Origin of the sequence: Saccharopolyspora ipomoeae, assembly GCF_029952525.1 — a bacterium.
GTDB classification, from domain to species: domain Bacteria; phylum Actinomycetota; class Actinomycetes; order Mycobacteriales; family Pseudonocardiaceae; genus Saccharopolyspora; species Saccharopolyspora ipomoeae.
This window is the reverse complement of the sequence record NZ_JASAOF010000001.1, coordinates 354890-380898: the sequence shown is the minus strand read 5'-3', so window position 1 is coordinate 380898 and position 26009 is coordinate 354890. Positions and strand designations below refer to the sequence as shown.

At 71.0% G+C, this 26009-nt stretch carries 23 protein-coding genes; 18 read left to right on the top strand and 5 right to left on the bottom strand.

The annotated features are described in order from the left end of the window. Window positions 1-10: 10 nt before the first annotated feature. Window positions 11-1588, bottom strand: a complete 1578-nt coding sequence (mptB, locus tag QFW96_RS01825) for a polyprenol phosphomannose-dependent alpha 1,6 mannosyltransferase MptB (protein ID WP_281453694.1) — start codon at window positions 1586-1588, stop codon at window positions 11-13. 86 nt (window positions 1589-1674) lie between these two features. On the opposite strand from mptB, the gene QFW96_RS01820 reads away from it, so the two are divergent. Genes QFW96_RS01820 through QFW96_RS01790 form a run of 7 tightly spaced genes read left to right on the top strand, consistent with a single transcriptional unit; the run spans window position 1675 to window position 8151 of the window. After that, on the top strand, window positions 1675-2496 hold the full coding sequence (locus tag QFW96_RS01820; RefSeq protein WP_281453693.1) for a helix-turn-helix transcriptional regulator: 822 nt from the start codon (window positions 1675-1677) through the stop codon (window positions 2494-2496). Further along, window positions 2493-3950, top strand: a complete 1458-nt coding sequence (gene sufB / locus QFW96_RS01815) for a Fe-S cluster assembly protein SufB (protein ID WP_281453692.1) — start codon at window positions 2493-2495, stop codon at window positions 3948-3950. The genes QFW96_RS01820 and sufB overlap by 4 nt, the downstream gene beginning before the upstream one ends. A gap of 2 nt (window positions 3951-3952) precedes the next feature. Beyond that, the gene (gene sufD, locus QFW96_RS01810) at window positions 3953-5134 is read left to right on the top strand and encodes a Fe-S cluster assembly protein SufD (RefSeq protein ID WP_281453691.1); all 1182 of its coding nucleotides are present in this window, start codon (window positions 3953-3955) and stop codon (window positions 5132-5134) included. Window positions 5135-5188: 54 nt separating this feature from the next. Continuing rightward, window positions 5189-5962, top strand: coding sequence for a Fe-S cluster assembly ATPase SufC (gene sufC / locus QFW96_RS01805; RefSeq protein WP_281453690.1), 774 nt, complete (start codon window positions 5189-5191; stop codon window positions 5960-5962). Then, the gene (locus tag QFW96_RS01800; RefSeq protein WP_281453689.1) at window positions 5959-7257 is read left to right on the top strand and encodes a cysteine desulfurase; all 1299 of its coding nucleotides are present in this window, start codon (window positions 5959-5961) and stop codon (window positions 7255-7257) included. The genes sufC and QFW96_RS01800 overlap by 4 nt, the downstream gene beginning before the upstream one ends. A gap of 20 nt (window positions 7258-7277) precedes the next feature. Then, window positions 7278-7718, top strand: coding sequence for a Fe-S cluster assembly sulfur transfer protein SufU (sufU, locus tag QFW96_RS01795; RefSeq protein WP_093417153.1), 441 nt, complete (start codon window positions 7278-7280; stop codon window positions 7716-7718). A gap of 31 nt (window positions 7719-7749) precedes the next feature. Next, entirely contained in the window at window positions 7750-8151 is a 402-nt protein-coding gene (locus tag QFW96_RS01790) for a metal-sulfur cluster assembly factor (RefSeq protein ID WP_281453688.1), read from the top strand. A gap of 139 nt (window positions 8152-8290) precedes the next feature. Here QFW96_RS01790 and QFW96_RS01785 read toward each other — a convergent pair whose 3' ends face one another. Further along, on the bottom strand, window positions 8291-10150 hold the full coding sequence (locus QFW96_RS01785) for an EAL domain-containing protein (protein ID WP_281453687.1): 1860 nt from the start codon (window positions 10148-10150) through the stop codon (window positions 8291-8293). 332 nt (window positions 10151-10482) lie between these two features. Then, window positions 10483-11679 (bottom strand): lycopene cyclase family protein, encoded by a 1197-nt coding sequence (locus QFW96_RS01780; protein ID WP_281453686.1) that lies wholly within the window; start codon window positions 11677-11679, stop codon window positions 10483-10485. 62 nt (window positions 11680-11741) lie between these two features. On the opposite strand from QFW96_RS01780, the gene QFW96_RS01775 reads away from it, so the two are divergent. The 11 genes from QFW96_RS01775 to QFW96_RS01725 all read left to right on the top strand — a co-directional run bounded on the left by QFW96_RS01775 (window position 11742) and on the right by QFW96_RS01725 (window position 24116). Continuing rightward, window positions 11742-13253: a deoxyguanosinetriphosphate triphosphohydrolase family protein gene (locus QFW96_RS01775; RefSeq protein ID WP_425524705.1), complete on the top strand. Its 1512-nt coding sequence runs from the start codon at window positions 11742-11744 to the stop codon at window positions 13251-13253. After that, a complete protein-coding gene (locus QFW96_RS01770) occupies window positions 13250-13924 on the top strand; it encodes an acVLRF1 family peptidyl-tRNA hydrolase (RefSeq protein WP_281453685.1) in 675 nt (224 codons plus the stop codon). The genes QFW96_RS01775 and QFW96_RS01770 overlap by 4 nt, the downstream gene beginning before the upstream one ends. A gap of 185 nt (window positions 13925-14109) precedes the next feature. Next, window positions 14110-15738 (top strand): ABC-F family ATP-binding cassette domain-containing protein, encoded by a 1629-nt coding sequence (locus QFW96_RS01765; protein WP_281453684.1) that lies wholly within the window; start codon window positions 14110-14112, stop codon window positions 15736-15738. Window positions 15739-15926: 188 nt separating this feature from the next. After that, the gene (locus QFW96_RS01760) at window positions 15927-16136 is read left to right on the top strand and encodes a helix-turn-helix domain-containing protein (RefSeq protein WP_093260265.1); all 210 of its coding nucleotides are present in this window, start codon (window positions 15927-15929) and stop codon (window positions 16134-16136) included. 49 nt (window positions 16137-16185) lie between these two features. Next, entirely contained in the window at window positions 16186-16998 is an 813-nt protein-coding gene (locus QFW96_RS01755; RefSeq protein WP_281453683.1) for an enoyl-CoA hydratase/isomerase family protein, read from the top strand. A 232-nt stretch (window positions 16999-17230) separates the two neighbouring features. Then, window positions 17231-17857, top strand: a complete 627-nt coding sequence (locus QFW96_RS01750) for a TetR/AcrR family transcriptional regulator (protein WP_281453682.1) — start codon at window positions 17231-17233, stop codon at window positions 17855-17857. A 126-nt stretch (window positions 17858-17983) separates the two neighbouring features. Then, window positions 17984-18706, top strand: coding sequence for an Imm1 family immunity protein (locus QFW96_RS01745; RefSeq protein ID WP_281453681.1), 723 nt, complete (start codon window positions 17984-17986; stop codon window positions 18704-18706). Between the two features lie 101 nt (window positions 18707-18807). After that, complete coding sequence (locus QFW96_RS01740) at window positions 18808-20601, top strand: ABC transporter substrate-binding protein (protein ID WP_281453680.1); 1794 nt, start codon at window positions 18808-18810, stop codon at window positions 20599-20601. A 4-nt stretch (window positions 20602-20605) separates the two neighbouring features. Beyond that, a complete protein-coding gene (locus QFW96_RS01735; RefSeq protein WP_281453679.1) occupies window positions 20606-21643 on the top strand; it encodes an ABC transporter permease in 1038 nt (345 codons plus the stop codon). Continuing rightward, window positions 21640-22539 (top strand): ABC transporter permease, encoded by a 900-nt coding sequence (locus QFW96_RS01730; RefSeq protein ID WP_281453678.1) that lies wholly within the window; start codon window positions 21640-21642, stop codon window positions 22537-22539. The genes QFW96_RS01735 and QFW96_RS01730 overlap by 4 nt, the downstream gene beginning before the upstream one ends. After that, window positions 22536-24116: a dipeptide ABC transporter ATP-binding protein gene (locus QFW96_RS01725; protein ID WP_281453677.1), complete on the top strand. Its 1581-nt coding sequence runs from the start codon at window positions 22536-22538 to the stop codon at window positions 24114-24116. The genes QFW96_RS01730 and QFW96_RS01725 overlap by 4 nt, the downstream gene beginning before the upstream one ends. 111 nt (window positions 24117-24227) lie before the next feature. Here the strand turns inward: QFW96_RS01725 and QFW96_RS01720 are convergent, their stop codons facing one another. Continuing rightward, the gene (locus QFW96_RS01720; protein WP_281453676.1) at window positions 24228-24857 is read right to left on the bottom strand and encodes a nucleoside/nucleotide kinase family protein; all 630 of its coding nucleotides are present in this window, start codon (window positions 24855-24857) and stop codon (window positions 24228-24230) included. A gap of 155 nt (window positions 24858-25012) precedes the next feature. Further along, a complete protein-coding gene (locus tag QFW96_RS01715; protein WP_281453675.1) occupies window positions 25013-25945 on the bottom strand; it encodes a S66 peptidase family protein in 933 nt (310 codons plus the stop codon). Between the last annotated feature and the right edge of the window lie 64 nt (window positions 25946-26009).

Here is a 26009-nt window from a genome sequence, read left to right as displayed (position 1 = left end):
GATTCACAGCCTATTGCTTGACCTGGCGCACTCGGCCGAGGGTGGGCCGGATGGCGGGCATCCGGTGCCTCACCAGCGCCACCGTGATCGCGAAGGCGATGATCGCGGCGATCACGGCGAGCGGGATCTGGTAGGCGCGCAGCACGAATCCGGCGCCGGTGGGCGGGATGAGCAGGGACACCGCGGCGCAGATCGCGGTGGCGGTGTGGCGGAAGCGGGAGTTGTTGGTCGACAGGGCCAGCGGCACCACCGACCACAGCAGGTACCAGGGCCACAGCACGGGCACGGCCAGCGCGAGCGTGAGGTAGGTGGCGCCCATCGCGACCAGCGGCTGGACTCGGCCGCGGAAGGACAGCCACAGCATCCACAGGCACACCGCGGCCACGATCACGTAGCCGATGAGCTTGGTGATGACCAGCATCGCGTCGGTCTGGTTGCCCAGGCCCAGCAGCGTGGAGATCCCGCCGCCGGTCATGCCGAACGCGGTCAGCGGGGCCATGAACGTCTTGACCCGGTTGGGCACGTCGAAGGTGTCGATCCAGCCCAGGCCCCAGCCGCTGCCGACGGTGATCACCGTCATGGTGGCCAGGAACACGGCGCCGAGCAGCGCGCCGACGCGGAACAGCTCGCGCCAGCGCCCGCCGCGGATCACCACCAGGCAGATCCCGAAGAAGCCGAGCGCGATCCAGCCCGGCGGTTTGATCGCCCCGGCGATGGTCAGCAGCACGCCGGCGGCGATGGTGCCGGGCGTGGTCTGGTGGCGCAGGCCCAGCTCGATGGCGGTGAGCATGATGCCGACCATCAGCGCCTCGTTGTGCATGCCGCTGATGACGTGGAACAGCACGATCGGGTTGGCGACGCTGAGCCACAGCGCGGCGGCCGGGTGCACGCCGCAGCGGCGGGCGAGGCGAGGGATCGCCCAGATCGCCAGCGCCAGGCCGCAGAGCATGACCAGCCGCCAGATCAGCACGCCGAAGATCACGTTGTCGCCGATGACGCGGGAGATGAGCTGGCCGAACATCAGGAACAGCGGCCCGTACGGGGACGGGGTGTCGCGCCAGATGTTGGGCACGTTGCTGGTGAAGGGGTGGTCGACGCCGAGTCCGATGAGCGGGCTGACCAGGTAGGGGTTGAAGCCGCGCGCGGCGACCTCGCTCTGCGCGAGGTAGCTGTACATGTCGGTGCTGAAAAGCGGTGGGCACAGGGCCAGCGGCAGCGCCCACATGGCGGCGGTGCGGGCGAGCTGGCCGACGCCGAGGACGCGCTCGCGGCCGGGTCTGCACAGCAGTCCGAGCCACAGCCAGGCTGCGACGATCATGAGCATGCCGAGCCAGCAGATCGCCATCGCCACGGTGGGCATCCGGCTGAGCAGGCCGAGGAACCGGGCGCCGTAGATCGGGTTGATGACCGGGTTGGCCCCGGCGCCGAACGCCCCGGCGGCCAGGATCAGCGATCCGGTGGTGCCGAAGCGGCGGATGTGGTCGAGCTGCCTCCGTTCGGCGTGATCGAGCGGCTCCGTGCTGGTCCGCTCGGGTGCCTCCGACCCGGGGAGCAGCATCGTCTGGTCCGTCGTTTCGCCTGCAGCCACGGCTCCGCAGCGTAATGGGGTGAGTCAGATCACGTGTCCGCCCCGTGCCCCTGGTGCGTGCGATCGAAATAGGTAACATTCGTGTTGTGAAAAAGGTCGGGACGTCGCAGCCGACCGCAGCCGCCGCCGAGACGGGCCCTGCGGGCCAGTCCGGCACGGCTGCGCAAGGCGACGGCCGGACCCGTCACACGGTTGCGCGGTTGCTGCTGGAACGGGGGCCGATCACCGCTGCTGCGGTGGCCGACGAACTCGGGGTCAGTCCCACCGCGGTGCGCCGGCACTTGGACGTGCTGGTCGCCGAGGGCGAGGCCTACACCCGGGAGTCCTCTCCGCGCGGCCGTCGGGGCCGTGGTCGACCCGCCAAGCTCTACCTGCTCACCGAGCCGGGCAGGGCGAGGTTCGGACACGCCTACGACGACCTCGCGGTGGCGGCGCTGCGGTTCATCGCCGAACACGAAGGGGAACAGGCGGTGCGCGAGTTCGCGGAACGGAGGATGGCCGCTCTGGTGGCCAACCACCGGGACGCCCTCGTGGCCGCTCGGACCCCGGCCGAGCGCGCGGAGGTACTCGCCGACGCGCTCTCCCGGGAGGGCTACGCTGCCTCGGCGCGCAGCGTCGGAAGCGGCGAGCAGCTCTGCCAACACCACTGCCCGGTGGCGCACGTCGCTGCGGACTTCCCGCAGCTGTGCGAAGCCGAGACGGCGGCGTTCGCCGAAGTCCTCGGCACCCACGTGCAGCGGCTGGCCACGATCGCGAACGGTGATGCGGCCTGCACCACGCACGTACCAACCGCGCGGTTGACGGATCCGGATCAGCACGATCCGGATTCCGAACAGACCTCTGCCGGTTCGGTCCCGAAGGACCGGCAGAACACCGCCCCGATTCCTGCTGGAGGGGAGTCCGTATGACTGCCGCTGCGGAGCAGCGCAATCCCACCACCGCATCCGATGGTCAGCTCACCCAGGAAGAAACCCTGGCGACGCTGGGCAACTACGAATACGGCTGGGCTGACACCGACGTCGCGGGCGCGGCCGCCAAGCGCGGTCTGTCCGAGGACGTCGTGCGCGACATCTCGGACAAGAAGAGCGAGCCCGAGTGGATGCTCGAGACGCGCATGAAGGCGCTCAAGCTCTTCGACCGCAAGCCCATGCCCAACTGGGGTGCGGACCTGTCGGGCATCGACTTCGACAACATCAAGTACTTCGTGCGCTCCACCGAGGAGCAGGCCCAGACCTGGGAAGACCTGCCCGAGGACATCAAGAACACCTACGACAAGCTGGGCATCCCGGAGGCGGAGAAGCAGCGGCTGGTCGCGGGTGTCGCCGCGCAGTACGAGTCCGAGGTCGTCTACCACCAGATCCGCGAGGACCTGGAGGCCCAGGGCGTCCTGTTCCTGGACACCGACACGGCGCTGCGCGAGCACCCGGAGATCTTCAAGGAGTACTTCGGCTCGGTCATCCCGGCCGGTGACAACAAGTTCTCCGCGCTGAACACCGCCGTGTGGTCGGGTGGCTCCTTCATCTACGTGCCGCCGGGCGTGCACGTCGACATCCCGCTGCAGGCCTACTTCCGGATCAACACCGAGAACATGGGCCAGTTCGAGCGGACGCTGATCATCGTCGACGAGGGCGCCTACGTGCACTACGTCGAGGGCTGCACCGCGCCGATCTACTCCAGCGACTCGCTGCACTCGGCCGTCGTGGAGATCATCGTGAAGAAGGGCGGCCGCTGCCGCTACACGACGATCCAGAACTGGTCGAACAACGTCTACAACCTGGTGACCAAGCGGGCCAAGGCCGAAGAGGGCGCCACCATGGAGTGGGTCGACGGCAACCTCGGCTCCAAGGTCACCATGAAGTACCCCTCGGTGTTCCTGATGGGCGAGCACGCCAAGGGCGAGGTCCTGTCCGTCGCCTTCGCCGGCGAGGGCCAGCACCAGGACGCCGGCGCGAAGATGGAGCACCTGGCGCCGCACACCTCCTCGACGATCGTCTCCAAGTCGATCGCCCGCGGTGGTGGCCGCACCTCGTACCGGGGTCTGGTCAAGGTCGCCAAGCGCGCCCACCACTCCTCGTCGAACGTGAAGTGCGACGCGCTGCTGGTCGACACCATCAGCCGCTCCGACACCTACCCCTACGTGGACGTGCGCGTCGACGACGTGACCATGGGCCACGAGGCGACGGTGTCCAAGGTCAGCGATGACCAGCTGTTCTACCTGATGCAGCGCGGTCTGACCGAGGACGAGGCGATGGCCATGATCGTCCGCGGCTTCGTCGAGCCCATCGCGCGCGAGCTGCCGATGGAGTACGCGCTGGAACTGAACCGACTGATCGAACTGCAGATGGAAGGGGCCGTCGGCTAACGATGAGCACCACCGAAACCGACGCCCAGCAGCACGGGCTGACCGAGCACTCCCACGGGGGGCCTGTCGTTCCGCAGGCCTCCCGCGGGGAGCGCTTCCGCTCCTACGACGTCGAGGCCTTCGAGGTCCCGGGCGGTCGCGAGGAGGACTGGCGGTTCACCCCGCTCAAGCGCCTGAAGGGCCTGCACGACGGCTCCGCCACCGCGACCGGCAGCATCAAGGTCGCGGTCACCGGTGAGGCGACCGTGGAGACCGTGGGTCGCGACGACGCGCGCATCGGCCAGGGCGGCGTGCCCGCCGACCGCGTCGCGGCCCAGGCGTGGAGCTCCTTCACCGAGGCCACCGTGGTCACCGTGCCCAAGGAGACCAAGCCCGAGGGGCCGATCACCGTCACCATCGACGGCCCCGGCGCGGACCAGGTCGCCTTCGGCCACCTGCAGATCCACGCGGAGCAGTTCGCCGAGGCCGTCGTGGTCCTCGACTACCGCGGCTCCGGCACCATCGGCGACAACGTCGAGTTCGTCGTCGCCGACGGCGCCCAGCTGCGGGTCGTGTCCATCCACGACTTCGCCGACGACGCCACGCAGGTCAGCTCCGAGCACGCCACCCTCGGCCGCGACTCGGTGTTCCGCCACTTCGCCGTCACCCTCGGCGGCGACCTGGTGCGCGTGAACACCACGGTCAACTACGCGGACAAGGGCGGCGACGCCGAGCTGCTCGGCCTCTACTTCGCCGACGCCGGCCAGCACCTCGAGCACCGCATGCTGGTCGACCACAACGTGCCCAACTGCCGCAGCAACGTCCTGTACAAGGGCGCGCTGCAGGGCGACTCGGCCCACTCGGTGTGGATCGGCGACGTGCTGATCCAGGCCGCGGCCGAGGGCACCGACACCTACGAGCTCAACCGCAACCTGGTGCTGACCGAAGGTGCGCGGGCCGACTCGGTCCCGAACCTGGAGATCGAGACCGGCGAGATCGAGGGAGCCGGCCACGCCAGCGCCACCGGCCGGTTCGACGACGAGCAGCTGTTCTACCTGCAGGCCCGCGGCATCCCGCAGGACCAGGCCCGCCGCCTGGTCGTGCGCGGCTTCTTCGGCGAGCTGCTGCAGAAGATCAACGTCCCCGAGGTGCGCGAGCGCCTGGAGGCCGAGATCGAGGAAGAGCTCGCCGTCGTCGGCGCCTGACGCCACGTCGATTCCCAGACCTTCGGTACCACCACACCAGGAGAACGAGAAGAAATGGCCACCCTGGAGATCAAGGACCTGCACGGTTCGGTCCTCACCGAGGAAGGCGCCAAGCCGATCCTCAAGGGCGTCAACCTGACCATCGACTCCGGTCAGATCCACGCCATCATGGGCCCCAACGGCTCCGGCAAGTCGACCCTGGCCTACGCGCTGGCCGGTCACCCCAAGTACCAGATCGACTCGGGCACGGTGCTGCTCGACGGCGAGGACGTCCTGGAGATGTCGGTCGACGAGCGCGCCCGCGCGGGCCTGTTCCTCGCCATGCAGTACCCGGTCGAGGTGCCGGGCGTGTCGATGTCGAACTTCCTGCGCACCGCGGCCACCGCCGTGCGCGGCGAGGCCCCGCAGATCCGGCACTGGGTCAAGGAGGTCAAGCAGGCGATGTCCGACCTGGACATCGACCCGTCCTTCTCCGAGCGCAGCGTCAACGAGGGCTTCTCCGGCGGTGAGAAGAAGCGCCACGAGATCCTGCAGCTGGACCTGCTGAACCCGAAGTTCGCGGTGCTCGACGAGACCGACTCCGGCCTGGACGTCGACGCCCTGCGCGTCGTCTCCGACGGCGTCAACCGCTTCAAGGAGAAGGGTGACAAGGGCGTTCTGCTGATCACCCACTACACCCGGATCCTCCGGCACATCACCCCGGACCGCGTGCACGTCTTCGCCGACGGCAAGGTCGTCGAGACCGGCGGTGCCGAGCTCGCCGACGAGCTCGAGGCCAACGGCTACGTGCGGTTCACCGGCAAGAAGGAGGCGGCCGCCCAGTCATGACCCAGCAGCCTCCTCGCACCACTGGTGCGAGCACCCCACTCGACGTCGCGGCTGTCCGCGCGGACTTCCCGATCCTCGGGCGCACCATCCGCGACGGCAAACGCCTGGTCTACCTCGACTCCGGGGCGACCTCGCAGCGGCCGCGCCAGGTGCTCGACGCGGAGCGCTCCTTCCTGGAGACCTCCAACGCCGCCGTGCACCGCGGCGCGCACCAGCTGGCCGAGGAGGCCACGGACGCCTACGAGGGCGCGCGGGAACGCATCGCGCGCTTCGTCGGCGTCGGGGATGACGAGGTGGTGTTCACCAAGAACGCCACCGAGGGCGTGAACCTCGTCGCCTACGCCATGAGCAACGCCGCGACGGCCGGGGCGGAAGCCGAGCGCTTCCGCCTCGGCCCCGGCGACGAGGTCGTGGTGACCGAGATGGAGCACCACGCGAACCTCGTGCCGTGGCAGCAGCTGTGCGAGCGCACCGGTGCCACGCTGCGCTGGTTCGGCGTCACCGACGAGGGCCGGTTGGACACCTCCGACGTGGCCTCGGTGATCTCCGAGCGGGCGAAGGTCGTGGCCTTCACCCACCAGTCCAACGTGCTGGGCACCGTCAACACCGGCGAGGAGATCATCCGCCGCGCCCACGAGGTGGGTGCGCTGACCGTGCTCGACGCCTGCCAGTCGGTGCCGCACGCGCCGGTGGACTTCAAGGCGATGGGCGTGGACTTCGCGGTGTTCTCCGGGCACAAGATGCTCGGCCCGTCCGGTGTCGGCGTGCTCTACGGGCGCCGCGAGCTGCTCGACGGGATGCCGCCGTTCATCAGCGGCGGCTCGATGATCGAGCTCGTGCACATGGAGCGCTCCACGTTCGCCCCGCCGCCGCAGCGGTTCGAGGCGGGCGTGCCGATGACCTCGCAGGTCGTCGGGCTCGGCGCGGCCGTGGACTACCTCACCGAGGTGGGCATGGACCGGGTCGCCGCCCACGAGCACGCGCTCACCGAGACCGCGCTGCGCGAGCTCGGCGCGATCGAGGGCGTGCGCATCATCGGCCCCACCAGCACCGAGAACCGCGGTGGCGCCGTGTCCTTCGTGATCGACGGCGTGCACCCGCACGACGCCGGCCAGGTGCTCGACGATCAGGGCGTGGAGGTCCGGGTGGGACACCACTGCGCCTGGCCGCTGCATCGGCGGATGGGAATTCCCGCGACCGTTCGCGCGTCGTTCTACCTGTACAACGAACTGGACGAGGTCAAGGCGCTGGTGGACGCGGTGCGCGAGGCGCAGCGCTTCTTCGGCGTCGCCTGAACCGCCGAGGACTGGCGCACATGCAGCTTGAGCAGATGTACCAGGAGATCATCCTGGACCACTACCGCAACCCGCACCGGCACGGACTGCGGGAGCCGTTCGACGCCGAGTCCTTCCAGGTCAACCCGACCTGCGGGGACGAGGTGACGCTGCGGGTCCGGTTGACCGGCGAGGGCGAGAGCGCGAAGGTCGAGGACGTCTCGTACGCGGGGCAGGGGTGCTCGATCAGCCAGGCGGCGGTGTCGGTGCTGACCGACCTCGTCGTCGGCAAGCCGCTCAAGGAGGCCCTGGAGACCGAGGCCGCCTTCAGCGAGCTGATGCACGGCCGCGGCAAGGTCGAACCCGACGAGGACGTGCTGGAGGACGCCATCGCCTTCGCGGGCGTCGCGAAGTACCCGATGCGCGTCAAGTGCGCGCTCCTGGGCTGGATGGCGTTCAAGGACGCCGTCTCCCGCGCGTGAGTCCGGTGCCAACAGACTTTCAGGAGGCAAAGTGAGCGACGAGACCCAGGTGCAGGACGAGGCGCGCACTGCCGACGCCCTGCCCGAGCAGGCCGCCCCGGCCGCCGAGGTCGCCAAGCTGGAGGACGTCGAGGAAGCTCTCCGCGACGTCGTGGACCCGGAGCTGGGCATCAACGTGGTGGACCTCGGTCTGGTCTACGACGTGCGGGTCGAGCAGGACAACTCCGCCACGGTGGACATGACGCTGACCTCGGCGGCGTGCCCGCTGACCGACGTCATCGAGGACCAGGCCCGCGCCGCCCTCACCGGCGGACCGGGCGGTGGCATCGTCTCCGACTTCCGGATCAACTGGGTCTGGATGCCCCCGTGGGGCCCGGAGAAGATCACCGAGGAGGGCCGCGAGCAGCTCAGGGCCCTCGGCTTCACCGTCTGAGGACTTCAGCGAGGACGGTTCTTCCTCGAATCGGCCGGGCAAAACGGATTTTGATCATGGGTGATTCGGACTAGAACCGTCCCCTGGCAACGCAGGAGCCCCCGGTTCCCTCTTCGGGAGCCGGGGGCTTCTGCGCTGCTCAGAACCGCTCGTGGTGCATCTGCTCCGGGTCTTGGGTGGGGAAGCCGTGCGGCGGGGATGCCGGGGGCGGCGGGTACGCCGGGGGTGGAGGCGGCGGGGGTGCCTGAGGGGGGAACATCGGCGGGGCTCCGGCCGGCGGTGGGGGTGCCGGGGATGCTCCCGCGACGTGGCCCCGGAGGACTTCGACCCGGTCCGAGCCCGGTCTCGACATCACCCAGCTGGAGCCGGTGAGCTGCTTCGCGGAGCTCTTGAGCGGGGCGAGCTTGCTGGAGGCCTCGTCGTAGTCGGCGACCGTCTGCGTGGTGCACACCAGCGTCGCCAGCGACAGCGTGACCTCGGTGTCGCCGACGGTGCGGGTGGTGCCCAGCACCGCGTCGGCCAGCGGCACCAGGTCGTCGAGGTCGGAGACCAGCAGGAAGTCGTCGCCGCCGACGTGGCCGACCTGCACCGACGACAGCGAGGCGGCGGCGTCGGTGAGCCCGCGGCCGATCGAGCGGATCAGGTCGTCGCCCGCGGAGAACCCGGCGTTGTCGTTGACCGACTTGAACCCGTCGATGTCCAGCCAGCTCACCGCGAAGATCTCCTCGGCGGCGATGCGCCGGGCCACGTCGCGGGCGATGGCGTCGCTGCCCGGCAGGCGGGTCAGCGGGTTGAGCGCGGCGGCCTCCTCGACCTTCATCTCCGCCATGCCGCGGATCAGGTCGCCCGCCCGGACCGCGCCCAGGCAGCGACCGGCCTCGTCGACCACGATCGCGTCGTCGTACATCCGGTACTGGTCGGAGCCGGTGACCATGCTCAGCGCCTCCATCGCCGTGGTGGCGGTGGTGACCACGCGCGGATCGTCGGCGAGCCGCGAGGCGGGGCGCTTGGCGTGCAGCGCGTGCCCGTAGGGGCCGGTGACGGCGAGCAGGAAGCGGTTGCGGTCGATGGTGTGCTGCGGCCGGTTGTGCTCGTCGACCAGCACGACGCCGCTGATCTCGGTGTGGTCGGCCAGCACCTCGCGGACCTTGTCGGCGGTGGCGTCGATGGACAGCATCGTCGCGGGGGAGAGGAACTCGGTGACGCGCGGGCCGCTGGCGATGGTGTTGATCGACGGCGCGTGCGGGTCGGTGACCTCGGCGGCCACGCCGGGCACGGTGCTGGCCGTGGGCGGCCTGCGCCCGGCCGGTGCCAGCAGGTTGCCCTGCACGAGGCGGACGCCGTTGCGGCGCAGCGAGTTGAGCTGGCGGTCGCTCTCGACGCCCTCGGCGACCAGCAGGCTGTCGGTGGACTCGCACAGGTGCCGCACGGACTCGACGACGGCGGCGCGCGCCGGGTCGTCGGGCAGGCCGTGCACGACGGCGCGGTCGAGCTTGATGGTGGCGGGCCCGATGTCGCCGATGAGGGTCAGCGGCACGTCGCCCTCGCCGACCCCGTCGAGGGCGATCTGGAAGCCGTCCGAGCGCAGCTTGCCGATGCTCTCCAGCAGCTGGTCGGTGTCGATCCGGCCGAACGGCGGACCGATCTCCAGGGTGACCTCGTGCTCGCGCCTGCCGACCTCGCGCAGCTTCTCGCGCAGCAGCTCCAGCCGCTCGCGGTCGTGCACGACGGTGCCGCCGAAGAGGTTGAGGTGCAGCGGGAGCAGCGATTCGTGGTCCGCGGCCGCCTGCACCGCCTTGACCGCCAAGTCCACATCGAGTTCGGTGAGCCGTCGCAGCCGCGCCGCTTCCCGGAACAGGTCCTGGACGTGCGCGCCCGCCGGTCTGGCCAACGCCTCTATCGCGACGATGGCACCGGTCTTGATGTTGATCAATGGCTGGAACGCGAAGCGCACTTCGTCCACCAGCGCGAGCACGGAGTCGATGTTGCCGCGACTCATGCTTCTCCAGCGACCGTGTTCACGATCTGTTCACCGACATCTCAGCTCCTCCTCGTCGGCGGAGCGCCGCCATTCCCGTCGACCAACTTAGCGTGCTTGAGCAGGGTGGAACATCAGTCGGGCGAAGCCCGCTCCGCACGCGGCACACCATTTCGAATCGACTCGGTCACCCTGCGTGGACGACGGGCAAAGCCTATCGGGTAGCGCCTTGCACGCTGCGTGAACGTTCAATGAATTGGGCGACTCGAAAAACCCGCGTTGTGATTCTCACGTCGCAACCCGAAAAGCGGATGACAATTCACCGCTTTTCGTGCTGGTGAATAACGACGAGATCAACTTCCGCCGAGTCCGTGCCGCGCGGCCGGATGCCCCAGCGACATCCCGCCCAGCACGAGACGACGGCGGATGCTCCACGGTACGCGCGCGAAGAGGGCCGACATGGCGCGGGCCGTGCCCGTCGAGGTGCCCTCGCCGGCCAGGAACTCCACCCGGTGCGGCTCGGGCAGCGCGAAGAACGCCTCGAAGAACTCCGGCACCAGCTCCGGAGGCAGCGACAGCAGCGCGCGCAGCGACCGCATCCGCAGCACGTGCGCGGTCATCGCCTCCGTCGGCCACAGCACCTGCCAGCCCGCCCGCGCGGCGGTGGCGGGCCCGGTGGTGAGGCCGCCGCTGAGCGCCGCCGCCAGCCACGGCGCCGAGCGCAACGCCCGCGCCACGCTGAACCCGCTGGCCGGGTGCACGAACCCGGCCGCGGCGCCGAAGGGCACCACGCGTCCCGGGCGGGGCAGCGGATCGTCGACCGGGAACCGCACCCGCTCCTCGTCCAGCCGCGCCTCCGGGTCGATCCCGGCGTCGGTCAGCCGCCCGGCGAGCCTGCGGCGCAGCAGCGCCAGCGGCAGGGCCGGGCGGCGCGCCAGGGAGGTCTCCTCCAGCAGCACGCGGTCCGCGCCCAGCCGCACCGCGTAGAGGAACGTCGGCCAGCCGCCCCTGGTGCGCGGCGCCGAGCGCCAGTCCATGAACACGCCCTCGCCGGGGCCGCACAGCGGCTCGGCGGTGGCGGAGTCGACGACCCAGCCGACCGCGGTCTGCTGGGCGGGCGGATGCGCGGGACGCCCGCCGCAGAGCGTGCGCGCGGGTCCGGTCGCGTCGACGACCACCCCGGCGGCCAGCCGCCTGCCGTCCTTGAGGACCACGGTCGAGCCGGTCGGACCGTGCTCGGCGGCCACGGCGCGGCCGGTGATCTCGGTGATGTCCCCGCGCCACAGGTGCTTCCACAGCGCGGTGTTGTCCAGCACCGCGTACGGCCGGTGCCACACGTGATCGCCGGTGCCGCGCAGCCGCATCCGGTCCATCACCGTCGAGGACGCCGCCACGTCGGGCGGCAGCTCGTCGGCCCAGGAGCCGAAGGTGCTCGCCCAGCCGCTGCGCGGCGCCGGATCCACCAGCGCCACGGTCATCCCGGCGTCGCTGCAGGCCGAGGCGGCCGCCCGACCCGCAGGTCCGGCGCCCACCACCACGACATCCGCCACCCGAACATTCGATCACGCCCGCCGGGGGCGGCGCGGGGTGGCTGCCCGATAACGTGAGGCGCATGCAGCAAGTGCCAGCACGCGCCGCCCGCCGCAGCGACAGCACCGGGCGCACCATGCCCGGTGACCTGGCCGCGAGCCCGTTCCGCGCCGACCGCGACCGGATCTCGGCCTCGGCGTTCTTCGCACGGCTCGGCGGGGTCACCCAGGTCGTCAGCCCGTCCGGGTCCGGCCTGCTGCTGCACAACCGCCTGACCCACAGCCTCAAGGTCGCCCAGGTCGCGCGCGCCATCGCCGAGCGGCTGCTGGCCGATCCGGTCAGCCGCGCCAAGGTCGAGGAGCTCGGCGGCCTCGATCTCGACGTCGTCGAGGCGGCTGGACTCGGCCACGACCTCGGGCACCCGCCGTTCGGGCACCTGGGGGAGAGCGTGCTGGACCGGCTGGCGCGGGAGCGCTTCGCGCTGCCGGACGGCTTCGAGGGCAACGCCCAGACCTACCGCGTGGTGACCCGCATCGACGTGCGCGGCACCGAGGGCAACGGGCTGGACCTGACCGCAGCCGTCCGCGCCGCGCTGCTGAAGTACCCGTGGACGCGGCACTCGGCGGTGCCGCACGAGCCCGAGCGGCTGCCTCGCGGCGCCTCGGAACCGGCGGAGCTGCCGGGCACCGGGGCGGCGAAGTTCTCCGCCTACAGCACCGAGCTCGACGACCTCGTGGACGCGCGGACCCCGTTCGACAAGACCGTTCCCGAGTGGCAGCAGACCGTCGAGGCCTCGGTGATGGACACCGCCGACGACATCGCCTACGCGATCCACGACCTGGAGGACTTCCACCGCGTCGGCATCCTGCAGTTCACGACCGTGCACCACGAGCTGCAGGAGTGGCTGGGCCGCTGCGTGGAGTTCGCCGCCGAGGACGAGGTTCGCCCCGGCGATCCCCGGCCCGGCGCCTCGCTGGAGCTGCTGCGCCGCCGGTTGCACGACAAGGACGACTGGATCGCCGACGACGAGGCGTTCGCCGCCGCGGTGAAGAAGGTGCGCACTGAGCTGGCGATCAACCTCCTCGAAAGGCCCTTCGACCGCTCCCAGCAGGCCGAGCAGACCGTGGTGCGCTTCTCCGGCGACTGGACCCGGCGGCTGGTCGAGGGCGTCCGCGTCGAAACCGAGATCGAACCGCGCTCGGGCCACGTGTCGCTGAAGCCGGACCAGTGGCACGAGGTGCAGGTGCTCAAGTTCGTGCACCGCCACTTCGTGCTGCAGCGCCCCGACCTGGCCCTGCACCAGCGCGGGCAGGACCGGCTGATCAGCAACCTGGTCGAGGCCCTCGACGGGTGGCTGGTCGACGAGGCCGAGGTGGCCCCGCACCGGCTTCGCGACCTGCTGGACCTGGCCCGCCAGGAGTTCGACGAGCTGCCCGCCGCGCTGCTGCCCGAGGGCGTCGCGGTCTCGACGCTGGCCCGGGGCCGCGCGGTGATCGACTTCGTCGCCTCGCTCACCGACGACCAGGCCGCCGCGCTGCTGGAGGCCCTCTCGGGCCGCACCACGCAGCTGTGGAACGACACCTTCGTCCTATGAGCCGGGTCCGGGAGCTCGCGGGCGGCGGCCGCGCCGTGGAAGTGGCGCCGGACCGCGTCCAGGGCTGGTTCGAGCGCTTCGCGGCCAAGCACGACGGCGCCGCCACGACCCTGCTGCGACCGCGGCAGGTGCTGGTCACCGCCGGGGACGGCGCGACGGCGACCGTCGCCGTGCCCTTCGGGGAACTCCCGGAACCGCACGGCGAGCAGCCCGGTCTCGCGGTGTCGTCGCTGGTCGAGCACGTCTCGGCGGCCCGCCGGATCGGCCTGGTGCTGGTCCGGCTCGGCGCGCACAGCGTCGGCGTCGCGGTGGACGGGGTGGTGGAGTCCTCCAGCACCGACCGGCACCTGGTGCACGGCCGGAACAAGGCGGGCGGCTGGTCGCAGCAGCGCTTCGCCCGCCGCCGCGAGGGCCAGTCGGCCCGCTCGCTGGCCTCGGCCGCCGACGCCGTGGCCCGGACGCTGCTGCCGGTGGCGGGAGAGCTCGACGGCCTCGTCCTCGGCGGCGACCACAAGGCGCTGCAGGCGCTGCGCGAGGACCGCAGGCTGACCGGCCTGCTGGACCGCGCCGAGCAGCGGGTTCTCGACGTCCCCGAACCCCGCCGCGCGGTCCTCGACGACGCCGCCCGGCGGGCCGTCGCGGTCGAGATCGAGATCCGCGACGCGGGGTGAGCTCCACCGCAGCGGAAATTCGCTGGATCGCGACCGGTACAGTTGAGGACGTGGTCAGCAAGCGATTCCTGGTGCGTTCCCGCGCCACCCCGCGCGTCGATTAGCACCCGCGCCCCGCACGCCCACCCGTTCTCGCCGGTGGGCGCACTCATGCCACGCAGACCACCTCGTCCCCGGAGTTCTCCTTGATCTCAGCCACCGGCCTGGAACTGCGCGCCGGTTCCCGCATCCTGCTCTCCGACGCCACCCTGCGCGTCCAGCCCGGCGACCGGATCGGCCTGGTCGGCCGCAACGGCGCGGGCAAGACCACCACGCTCAAGGTCCTCGCGGGCGAGGGCCAGCCGCACGCGGGTGACGTGACCAGCCGCGGCGAGGTCGGCTACCTGCCGCAGGACCCGCGCGAGGGCGACCTGACCGTCACCGCCAAGGACCGAGTGCTCTCCGCCCGCGGCCTCGACCAGCTGGTCCGCGACATGGAGAAGGCGCAGACCGCGATGGCCGAGCTCGTGGACGACCGCGAGCGGGACAAGGCCATCAACCGCTACGGCCGCTTGGAGGAGCGCTTCGGCGCCCGCGGCGGGTACGCCGCCGAGAGCGAGGCCGGGCGGATCTGCAGCAACCTGGGCCTGCCGGACCGGGTGCTCAACCAGCCGCTGAGCACGCTCTCCGGTGGTCAGCGCCGCCGCGTCGAGCTGGCCCGCATCCTGTTCGCCGCCTCCGAGGCCGGTCCGGGCGGCCGGTCGGCGACGACGCTGCTGCTGGACGAGCCGACGAACCACCTCGACGCCGACTCGATCAGCTGGCTGCGCGACTTCCTGAAGAACCACGACGGCGGTCTGGTGGTCATCAGCCACGACATCGACCTGCTGTCGGCGGTGGTCAACAAGGTGTGGTTCCTCGACGCGATCCGCGGTGAGGCCGACGTCTACAACATGGACTGGACCCGCTACCAGGACGCCCGCGCCGCCGACGAGAAGCGCCGCCGCCGCGAGCGCGCCAACGCCGAGAAGAAGGCCTCGGCGCTGATGACGCAGGCCGACAAGATGCGCGCCAAGGCCACCAAGGCCGTCGCCGCGCAGAACATGGCCAAGCGCGCCGAGAAGCTGCTGGCCTCGGCCGAGACGGAGCAAGCGGCGGAGAAGGTCGCCAAGATCCGCTTCCCGGACCCGGCGCCCTGCGGCAAGACCCCGCTCACCGCCGACGGCCTGTCCAAGTCCTACGGCTCGCTGGAGATCTTCAGCGGCGTCGACCTGGCCATCGACCGGGGCTCCAAGGTCGTGGTGCTCGGCCTCAACGGTGCGGGCAAGACGACCCTGCTGCGGCTGCTCGGCAGCCAGGAGACCCCGGATTCCGGCGGTGTCGTCCCAGGTCACGGCTTGCGCATCGGGTACTTCGCGCAGGAGCACGAGACGCTCGACCACGACGCCACGGTCTGGGAGAACGTCCGCACCGCCGCACCGGACGCCCCCGAGCAGCAGTTGCGCAACCTGCTGGGCACGTTCCTGTTCCAGGGCGAGCAGCTGCAGCAGCCCGCGGGCACGCTCTCCGGCGGTGAGAAGACCCGGCTGGCGCTGGCCGGGCTGGTCTCCAGCCAGGCCAACGTGCTGCTGCTGGACGAGCCGACGAACAACCTCGACCCGGCCAGCCGCGAGCAGGTCCTCGACGCGCTGCGCAACTTCACCGGCGCCGTCGTGCTGGTCACCCACGACCCGGGCGCGGTGGAAGCGCTGGAGCCCGAACGGGTCATCCTGTTGCCGGATGGCACCGAGGACCACTGGTCGGCCGATTACCTGGACTTGGTCCAGTTGGCGTAGCGCTCCGTGCACCCCGCCGGGTCGCTACTACGGATGGATTAGTGCATTCCGGTGATCGCCGCGCCCACATCTCGACCGATGGCCGATCTTTTTTCCATGATCGCCTGGCGTTCGGGCCTTTCCTGTTCGATCATTGCGCTGACAGGGGTCGCGAGGCCCGACCTGCTCAGAGGGAAGGCGGGGACACCGTGGCTGAGCTGAAGAAGGGCGCGCGCATTACGGGAAGCGCGCGCGACAAGCTGGCCAGTGATCTGAGAAAGAAGTACGAGAAGGGGGCGAGCATCCGCGCACTGGCGGAATCGACCGGCCGGTCCTACGGCTTCGTGCACCGGGTCCTGAGCGAATCAGGCGTGCAGTTGCGTGGCCGCGGCGGGGCGACCCGGTCCAAGAAGAAGTGAACTCGGCGGCCGACCGGCTCCGGTCGTGCCGTCAGCAGTGGAGGTCCGCTTGGCGGAGTCGGTAGTGGACGTCGGCCTGTTGGATCGTGGCGGTGTGGGGCTCACGATCCACGGGCGGCGTGCCACCATCACGCTGGACCGCCCGGACAAGCTCAACGCGCAAACCCCGCACACCTGGCAGGCGTTGCGGGAGATCGGCCGGTCGCTGGGTGCGGAGATCCGGGTCGTCGTGCTGCGCGGGGCCGGTCGGGCGTTCTCGGCCGGTCTGGACCGGAGGATGTTCAGCCCCGACGGGGCTGACGGCGCTCCGGGTCTGGCGGCGCTGGCCGAGCGCCCCACCGAGCAGTCCGACGCCGAGATCGGCGGCTACCAGCAGGCGTTCAGCTGGTTGCGCGAGCCCGACAGGGTCACGATCGCCGCCGTTCAGGGGCATGCGATCGGCGCCGGGTTCCAACTCGCGCTGGCCTGCGACCTGCGGGTGCTGGCCGACGACGCGCGGCTGCGGATGGCCGAGACCGGTCTCGGGCTGGTGCCCGATCTCGGCGGCACGCTGCCGCTGGTGCGCGCCGTCGGGTACGCGCGCGCCGTGGACATCTGCGTGACCGGGAGGGAGGTCACCGCGGAGGAGGCGCTGCGGATCGGCCTGGCCAACCGGGTCGTGGAACCCGACCAGCTGGACGCGGCGGTCGACGGACTCGTCGAGGCGGTGACGGCGCCACCGGAGGGCGCGGTGCGCGAAACGCTGTCGCTGCTGGCCCTGGCGGACGAGGCCGTCGATCCCGAGCAGCAGCTAGCGGCCGAACGCGCGGCCCAGCTGCGCCGCATCACCGAGCTGGCCCAGCAGCTCGGCGCCCTCCAGTGATGATCAACCGCTGCTAATACGGACTGCTGCTGTGTTTGCTCGGCGGTGCCGGTAGCCGAACCCGATCGGCTCGGCGGCGGTCCGGGCCGAGTCCCACACCTGGAGCAGCGGCTCCGCCGCCCATTTCACGACTCCCGCGGCTTTGCGCTGCGAGTCCCCCGCGTGCCCTGGTACCACCGGCGTGGTGTCGGGGATACGATCTTGGTCAACTCGAGCGAGATCTAGGGGATGCATGACGCAGCGAGGAAACCGTCGGGAACTGCTCGCCGACGCCGCCATCGAGGTGCTCGCACGGGACGGCGGCCGCGGGCTGACGCATCGTGCGATCGACCGCGAGGCGCGGGTCCCGGAGGGCACCACCAAGAACTACTACCCGACGCGCAACGCCCTGTTCGAGGCGATCGCGCACTACCTCGCCGAGCGGCACGTCGCCGCCCTCGAAGCGCTCTGCACCCAGATCCCCGACGACATCGGGCCCGATGACGTGACCGCCCTGTACGCGGCGATGCTGCAGCGCATGTCGGGCAACGCCCGCGCCCAGTTCCTCGCGCTGTTCGAGCTGCACCTGGAGGGCGTGCGCAATCCGGAGGTCCGCGGGCTGCTCGGCCGGATCAGCCGGGCCAGCGTCGACACCGCCGTGCAGCTGCACTCCGCCGTCGGCCGCCGGATCAGCCGGCGCGGCGCGGGACTGCTCGACGCCGGGATGCTCGGCGTCGCGCTCTCGGCGCTGAGCCTGCCGCCGGAGCTCGTCGACGATCTCGGCCTCGGCGACGCCGACGGGGTCGGCCGCGCGCTGCTGTCGCTGGCCGCGCGCCGCGACCACGGAGCTCTGGAAGTGCTCAGCGACTGGGCCGGTTGAGCCGGACGGAAGATCATCCGGATGCGCTGCGAGACGGCCGGATGACGCGCGGTAGCCTCGGAGCGAACGAGCTGGGCTTGGGGCGCCCGCGCTGGTGCCCGTGATCGAAGTGGATGCAGGGAAGGCATGTCGAATCCAGCACAGGATGAGCCCGACCCGCACGCAACGCTGGAGCCGCCGGCGGTGGTCTTCGCGCGTTTGACCGACGTACCCGTCGACGCCCTGGACAAGCTGATCGACGAGACCCGCGCCGTCTACGACGACCTGAACAAGGTCCTCGGCCACCCGTACTGGGGTGATCTGGTCTACCACCAGGGCGCGGCGATGAAGGCGCTGACCGAGGCCCGGACCTGCCTGGAAGGGCTCAAGGCCGAGGCGATCGGCGCCCGCAACACCGAGCTCGGCGTCACCGTCACCACCGCGGTCGTCGACGGCGAGCGGCTCTACGCGCAGAGCGAGGACGACAAGGCCGAACTCGTCGACCGGCTGCTGCGCTCCCCGGGCGACGCCGCCGGGCACGTCTACGTCTGGGACCGGCCGCACGCCGACCCCGACGCGCCCGGGCCGTACGAGCAGATCCGGGTCGTCACCGACGCCGACAGCGAGCTCGGAGTCCTCAACTTCACCGAGGAGGACGACGAGGGCGAGATGACGTCCTGGCACAGCTGCAACCCGCAGCCGTCACCGGACGCGCCCGCGCTGGCCTTCGACGCGGGCAGCACGCTGAAGTTCCCCCGCAGCGCAGTGCTGCCGTTCCGCGAACTCCGCGCCGCCCTCGACGAGTTCACCCGGACGGGCGCCAAGCCGGAATGCGTGCAGTGGCAGCCCGCACGCTGGGGCGATCTGTAGTTCGGGACGCGGGTTCGCGACAACCCGTGGTGAAGCATTGACTAACAGCAGCAAGAGGTGGTTCCTTCTTTCCATTCGCGCGAGGATGAAGGGGGCCGCACGTGCGTAGACGACTCGTCGCGCTGGGGGCCGCGTTGCTGGTCGGCTTGCTGCTGCCGGTACCGGGGTCGGCGCAGGAGAACGGGGAGCGCCCCCAGGGCGCCACGCTGCGCGTCGGACTGCAGCAGCAGATCGACTCGCTGAACCCGTTCCTGGGCTACTCGTTGGCCGCCACGGACCTCTTCCGGGCGATCTACCCGACGCTGACCACCTACAACGCCCAGGACTTCGGGGTCGGACCGGAGCTGGCGGAGCGGTGGGAGTCCACACCGGACAAGCTCACCTGGACCTTCCACATCCGGCCCGGTGTCACCTGGTCCGACGGGCGGCCGGTGACCGCCCGCGACGCCGCCTACACCTACAACCGGATGATGAGCGATCCGGCCGCGGCCACCGCCAACGGCAACTTCGTCGAGAACTTCGACCAGGTCACCGCGCCCGACGATCAGACGCTGGTCATCCGCACCAAGACGCCGCAGGCCACGATGCTGGCCATCGACGCGCCGATCGTGCCCGAGCACGTGTGGTCGAAGGTCACCGACGTCGCGAACTTCGCCAACGACCAGATGCCCGTCGTCGGCAGCGGGCCCTACTCGCTCACCGGGTACCGGGCGGAGCAGGACGTCACGCTCACCGCCAACCCGCACTTCTGGCGCGGTGCGCCGAAGGTCGCCGAGCTGCAGTTCATCCAGTTCAAGAACAGCGACGCCGCGGTGCAGGCGCTGCGCAAGGGCGACGTGGACGTCGTCCAGAAGCTCACGCCCGCCCAGTTCGACGCGCTCGCCGACCAGCCCGACATCACCCAGGTCAAGGGCCAGGGCCGCCGGTTCTACGAGATGATCCTCAACCCCGGCGCCACCAACAGCGAGAACCAGCCGATCGGCACCGGGCACCCGGCGCTGAAGGACCTCCGCGTCCGGCAGGCCATCGACCTCGGCATCGACCGGAAAGCCCTCGTGGACCGGGTTCTCGGCGGTTACGGGCAGGTCGGCGGCGGATACCTGCCGCCGATCTTCGACGACTACCACTGGAACCCGCCGCAGCCGCGCACCTTCGACCCGGCCGCGGCGAACCGGATGCTCGACGAGGCCGGGTACGCCCGAGGCCCCGACGGCGTCCGCCGCACGCCGCAGGGCGAGCCGCTGAACTTCGACTTCGTGCTGCACGGCGACGAGGCGAGCGACGCGCAGGTCGGGGAGTTCGTCAAGCGCTGGCTGGCCGACCTGGGCATCAACGTCGAGCTGCAGCCGATCTCCGACAACCAGCTCAACGACCGCACCACCGCCGGCGACTTCGACATGGTCATCAGCGGCTGGTCGGCCAACCCCGACCCGGACTACGTGCTGCGGCTGCAGACCTGCGGCGCCCGCCCGACGCCCGACGGCAACGGCACCCCGGACACCCTGCAGTGCGACCCGGTCTACGACGACCTCTACGCCGAGCAGCTCGCCGAGTTCGACCCCGCCAAGCGGATCGACCTGGTCAAGCGGCTGCAGTCGCGGTTCTACGACCAGGCCACCGGATTGGTGCTGTACTACGGCAACTCGCTGGAGGCCTACCGCAGCGACCGCTACAACGGCTTCCAGCTGCAGCCGGCCACCGAGGGCGTGATCACCGGGCAGCAGGGCTACTGGGGCTACTACGGCGCCGATCCCACAGAGCAGGCCGTCAGCGGTTCCGGCGGCACGAACTACACCACCGTCGCCTGGGTCCTGGGCGGCGTTGTCGTGGTGATCGTGCTGGTGGGCGTGGTGGTCGTGGTGCGGCGCCGGGCCACCGCGGACGACCGGGAGTGACCGCGTGTCGGACCTTCTGACCACTGTGGACGCGCAGGAACCGGCCTCCGGCAACGGCGGCCGGTCGCTGCGCTTCGTCGGCGGCAAGATCGGCGGCGGGCTGGTGAGCCTGCTGCTGGTCGCCGTGCTCGGCTTCTTCCTGTTCCGGGTGATGCCCGGCGACCCGGTGCGCACCATGACCCGCGGTGCGCCGATGACCTCGCAGCAGATCGCCGACCTGCGCGAGCGGCTCGGCCTGGACCAGCCGCTGTGGAAGCAGTTCCTGGACTTCCTCGGCAACCTGCTGCGCGGCGACCTCGGCACCTCCTACACCTACAGCCGCCCGGTCGGCGAGCTCATCCTCGAACGCGTCGGGCCGACGCTGCTGCTGGTGGGCACCGCCACCGTGCTGGCGATCCTGCTCGGGCTGTGGATGGGCTCGCGAGCGGCGTGGAAGCACGGCGGGGCGTTCGACAAGACCGCGAGCTCGGTGGCGCTGGCGCTGTGGTCGGTGCCGACGTTCTGGCTGGGTCTGATCGTGCTCATGGCCTTCGGCGTCGGGGTCGGCCCGATCCCGGGGCTGTTCCCGGTCGGCGGCATCTCCAGCCCGGACGCGCCGCCGGGGCTGCTGCCGCAGGTCCTCGACGTCGCCCACCACATGGTGCTGCCGGTGCTGACGATGCTCGCCGTCATCTACGCCGAGTACCTGATGGTGATGCGCTCCTCGCTGCTGGAGGAGATGGGCGAGGACTACCTGACCACCGCGCGCGCCAAGGGACTGCGCGAGGACCTGGTGCGCAGCAGGCACGCCGTGCCCAACGCGCTGCTGCCGACCGTGACGCTGATCTTCTTGCGGCTGGGCCTGGTGATCGCCGGTGCGATCACCGTCGAGACGGTGTTCTCCTGGCCCGGTCTCGGGCTGCTGACCTTCGAAGCCCTGCGGGTTCCGGACCTGCCGCTGCTGCAGGGCATCTTCATCGTGCTGGCGGGGAGCGTGGTGGTGATGAACGTGCTGGCCGACCTGCTCTACCGGGTCATCGACCCCCGGGTGCGCGAATCATGAGCGCCCCCAACGCTTCCCAGGTCGTGCGCGCGCGCCGCAAGGAGCGCTTCGCCGAGGGCTGGCGGGTCTTCCGCGCCGACCGAGCTGGCCTGGCGGGCCTGCTCCTGCTGGCCGCGATCGTGCTGCTGGCGCTGCTGGCGCCGGTGCTCACCGATTCGGCCGGGCTCGACGTCACCCGCGCGACCGGGGCGGCGCTGCAGGCGCCCAGCGCCGAATACCCGCTGGGCACCGACGAATCCGGGCGTTCGGTGCTGCTGCTGACCTGGTGGGGCGCGCGGGTGTCGCTGGTCGTCGGGCTGTCGGCGGCGGTGCTGTCGGTGTGCATCGGCGCGCTGGTGGGGGTCGTGGCCGCGCACTTCGGCGGCTGGACCTCGCGAATCCTGCTGCGGTTCACCGACTTCTTCCTGGTGCTGCCCTCGCTGGTGCTGGCGATCGCGCTGTCGACGGTGCTCGAACGCGGGCTGTGGACGATCGTGCTCGCCATCGGCGTGACCTCGTGGCCGCACACCGCGCGGGTGGTGCGGGCGCAGACGCTCACCATCGAGGCCCGGCCCTACATCGAACGCGCCCGCGCGCTCGGCGCGGGGCACGGCCACGTGATCGGCAAGCACGTGCTGCCCGCCGTGCTGCCGCTGGTGTTCGCGAACACCACGCTGGCCGTGGCGAGCTCGATCATCGCCGAATCCACGCTGTCCTTCCTCGGTCTCGGCGATCCCAGCCGGGTTTCCTGGGGGACGATGCTGAAATCGGCGATGGACACCGGCGCGGTCACCGGCGGGGCCTGGTGGTACCTGCTGCCGCCCGGTCTGGGAATCGTGCTGGTGGTGCTCGGTTTCACGTTGTGCGGCCGGGCGCTGGAAGCGGTGTTCAACCCGAGGCTGCGGGGGCGGCGGTGAGTCCGATTCTGCGACTGCGCGACGTGTCGATCACCTACGGCGGCGCGAGCGAACCCGCCGTGTCCGGTGTGGACCTGAGCCTGGAGCCGGGCGAAACCCTCGGTCTGGCAGGCGAATCCGGCTGCGGCAAGACGAGCGTCGCGATGTCGGTGCTGCGGTTGCTGCCGCGCACCGCCCGCGTCGAGGGCGAGGTGCTGCTGGACGGCGAGGACGTGCGCGAGATGAGCTTCGGCCGGCTGCGCGCGGTCCGCTGGGCCGGTGCGTCGGTGGTGTTCCAGGGCGCGATGCACGCGCTGAACCCGGTGCGCACCATCGGCGAGCAGATCGCCGAGCCGATCCGGCTGCACGGCGGCAAGGGCGACCTCAAGGCGAAGGTGGCGGAGCTGCTGGCGCAGGTCGAGCTGCCCGCCGACCGGGCGGGTGCCTACCCGCACGAGCTCTCCGGCGGTCAGAAGCAGCGGGTCATGATCGCGATGGCGCTGGCCTGCGAACCGCGCCTGGTCATCGCCGACGAGCCGACCACGGCGCTGGACGTCGTGGTGCAGGCGCAGGTGCTGGAGCTGCTCAAGCGGCTGGTCGCCGAGCGCGGCATCGCGCTGGTGATGATCAGCCACGACCTGTCGGTGCTGTCGGCGACCTGCGACCGGCTGGCGGTGATGTACCGGGGAGAGGTCGTCGAGCACGGGCCGACGGAGCAGGTGATGACCCGGCCGCAGCACGAGCACAGCAAGGCGCTGGCCGAGGCGTTCCCGACGGTGGGGGACCAGCGGTTCCGGCTCACCGAGGGCGGCTCGGCCGGTGCACCGCTGCTGTCGGCCTCCGGTGTGGAGGTGACTTTCCGCAGCCGGTCCGGGAAGGTCGTGCGCGCGGTGCGCGGGGTGGACCTGGAGGTGGGCGGCAACGAGATCGTCGCGCTGGTGGGTCAGTCCGGTTCCGGCAAGACGACGCTGGCGCGCACGCTGCTCGGGCTGCAGCGGCCGACCGGCGGGGAGGTGCGCTTCGGCGGTGCCGCGCTGCCGACGGGTTCGTCGGCGCTGCGGGACTACCGGCGGAAGGTGCAGCTGGTGCTGCAGGACCCGACGGGGGCGCTCAACCCGCGGCACACCGTCTACGAGGCGGTGGCCGAAGGGCTGCGGATCCACGGCATCACCGACGATGAGCCGGGCCGGGTCGTCGCGGCGCTGGAGGCGGCGGAGCTGCGGCCTGCGGAGGAGTTCCTGTCCCGGTTCCCGCAGGAGCTCTCGGGTGGTCAGCGCCAGCGCGTGGTGATCGCGGGGGCGCTGGTGCTGGAGCCGGAGGTGCTCATCGCCGACGAGCCGGTCGCCTCGCTGGACGCCACGGTCCGCGGCGAGATCCTCTCCCTGCTGCTGGGCCTCCGGGTCGAGCGCGGGCTGTCAACGCTGGTCATCACCCACGACCTGGGTCTGGCGTGGAACATCGCGGATCGGGTGGCGGTGATGTACCGGGGCGAGATCGTCGAGCTCGGCACGGTCGAGCAGGTCCTCCTCGACCCGCAGCACGACTACACCAGAACCCTCCTCGCCGCGGTTCCGAGCACCTCGCGCCGGGTGGCGTGACTCCGGGAGGGCGACAGTTTTAGCCACAATCACCCATGATCAATGTCCTTTTTGCCCGGACAGTTATGGCTAAAACTGTCCGGACGGCTGCGCAACGGCTCCGGCGGACGCTCAGCTGAAGCTGTCGATGATCGCCGGGCGGTCCGGGTGGTCGACGCGGACCACGAGGTCCGCCAGGGAGGTGGGGTCGACCTCCTCGGCGTAGCGCTCGAACGCGGGCAGCGTCCAGTGGCGGTCCTCCGGTGTGCGGCGCCGCAGCGCTCCGTCGGAGAGCCAGAGGTGCACGACGAGGTCGAAGTCCAGGCCCACGCCCTGCAGCAGCGGTCCGTCGACGATGGCCACTCCGCGCTCCGGCAGCGACACGCGGTTCAGGCGAGGGGAGCGGTCGGCCTCGGGATCCCACAGCGCGGGCAGCACCCGCCCGGTCCCGTCCGCGGCGAGCGGGCGGAGGACCTCGCGGGCCAGGCCCGTGGTGTCGAACCAGGACAGGTAGTAGGAGTCCGGGTCGTGGTGGCCGTGCTCCAGCCGCACCGACGCGGGGCGCAGGTAGTCCGCGGCCCGCACCCGCACGGCCTCGCGGCTCCGCTCCCGCAGCGGCGGCACCAGCCGATCCGCGAACTCGCCGGTCCCGGCGGCCTCGGCCCCGTCAACGGCTACCCGCAGCCGCCGCCCGGGAAGGGCGTCGACCCGCTCCACCACCTCGTCCACCAGTGCCTCAGGAGAGATCGCCCGCACACGCACACCCCGAACCTACGCGAGGTTTTCATGAAAACTTCCCCACCCCTGGGGTCCCGGGAGAGGCGAGGTTTTCATGAAAACTTCCCCACCTCACGGACTCGGTCCTCAGGGTTGGGGTCTCGTGGGGTGGGACAGTTTTCATGAAAACCTCGCGCTCCCTACCGAAGGGCGGGTTGGAGGACGGAGAGGCGTTGGGCGTCGGCGTCGAGCTCTGCTGCGACGCCGAGGGGGACGGTGCGCTGGGCCTCGCAGTGGCCGAAGCCGAGCTCCCAGAGGATCGGGACGCCGAGGTCGCCCAGGAGGTTCTCCAGCATCGCGCGGACCTCCTCCACCGGGCCGCAGTCGGTCCACGAGCCCAGCGCGATCCCGGCCGCGCCCTTGAAGAAGCCCGCGCGGATCAGCTGGATCAGGAACCGGTCGAGGCGGTAGGGCTCCTCGGTGACGTCCTCCAGCAGCGCGATGCCGCGCTCCGGCGGCCGGGCGGCCAGGCCCGCGCCCAGCGATCCCGCGAGCAGGCTCAGGTTTCCGCCGTAGGTGACGCCCAGGGCGCGCCCGGGCACCATCGTCGCCGCGTTGCGGCCGGTCAGTATCGTCACGGCCTCCGGCGTGAACAGGGTGCGGCGCAGGTGGTCGCGGGCCTTGTCGTCGTGCGCGAACGCCTTGGTCGCCACCATCGGCCCGAAGATCGTGGCCAGCCCCAGCTCGGCGGCGAACACCTCGTGCAGCGCCGTGACGTCGCTGGACCCGACGAGGATCTTCGGTCCGGCGGCGGTCAGCTCGCCGAGGTCCAGGTGATCGATCATGCGGAGGCAGCCGTAGCCGCCGCGCGCGCAGAACACCGCCTCGACCTCCGGGTCGCACCAGGCCTGCTGCAGGTCGGCGGCCCGGTCGGCGTCGGTGCCCGCGAGGTAGTCCAGGCGCGGGTGGCGGTCCAGGACGTGCTTGCCGACGCGGACCTCCAGCCCCCAGTCGCGCAGCAGGGCGAGGCCGGTCTCCAGCAGCTCCGCGGGCACCGGGCCGGCCGGAGCGACCACCGCCACCACGGCACCCGGACGCAGCCTCGGCGGGCGGGTCAGTTCGCGCGTGCTCATCGGCGTGCTCCATCCGGTCGGTTCGAGCCCCGGTCGGCTCGAACACCGCTGATCTTGCCGCGAG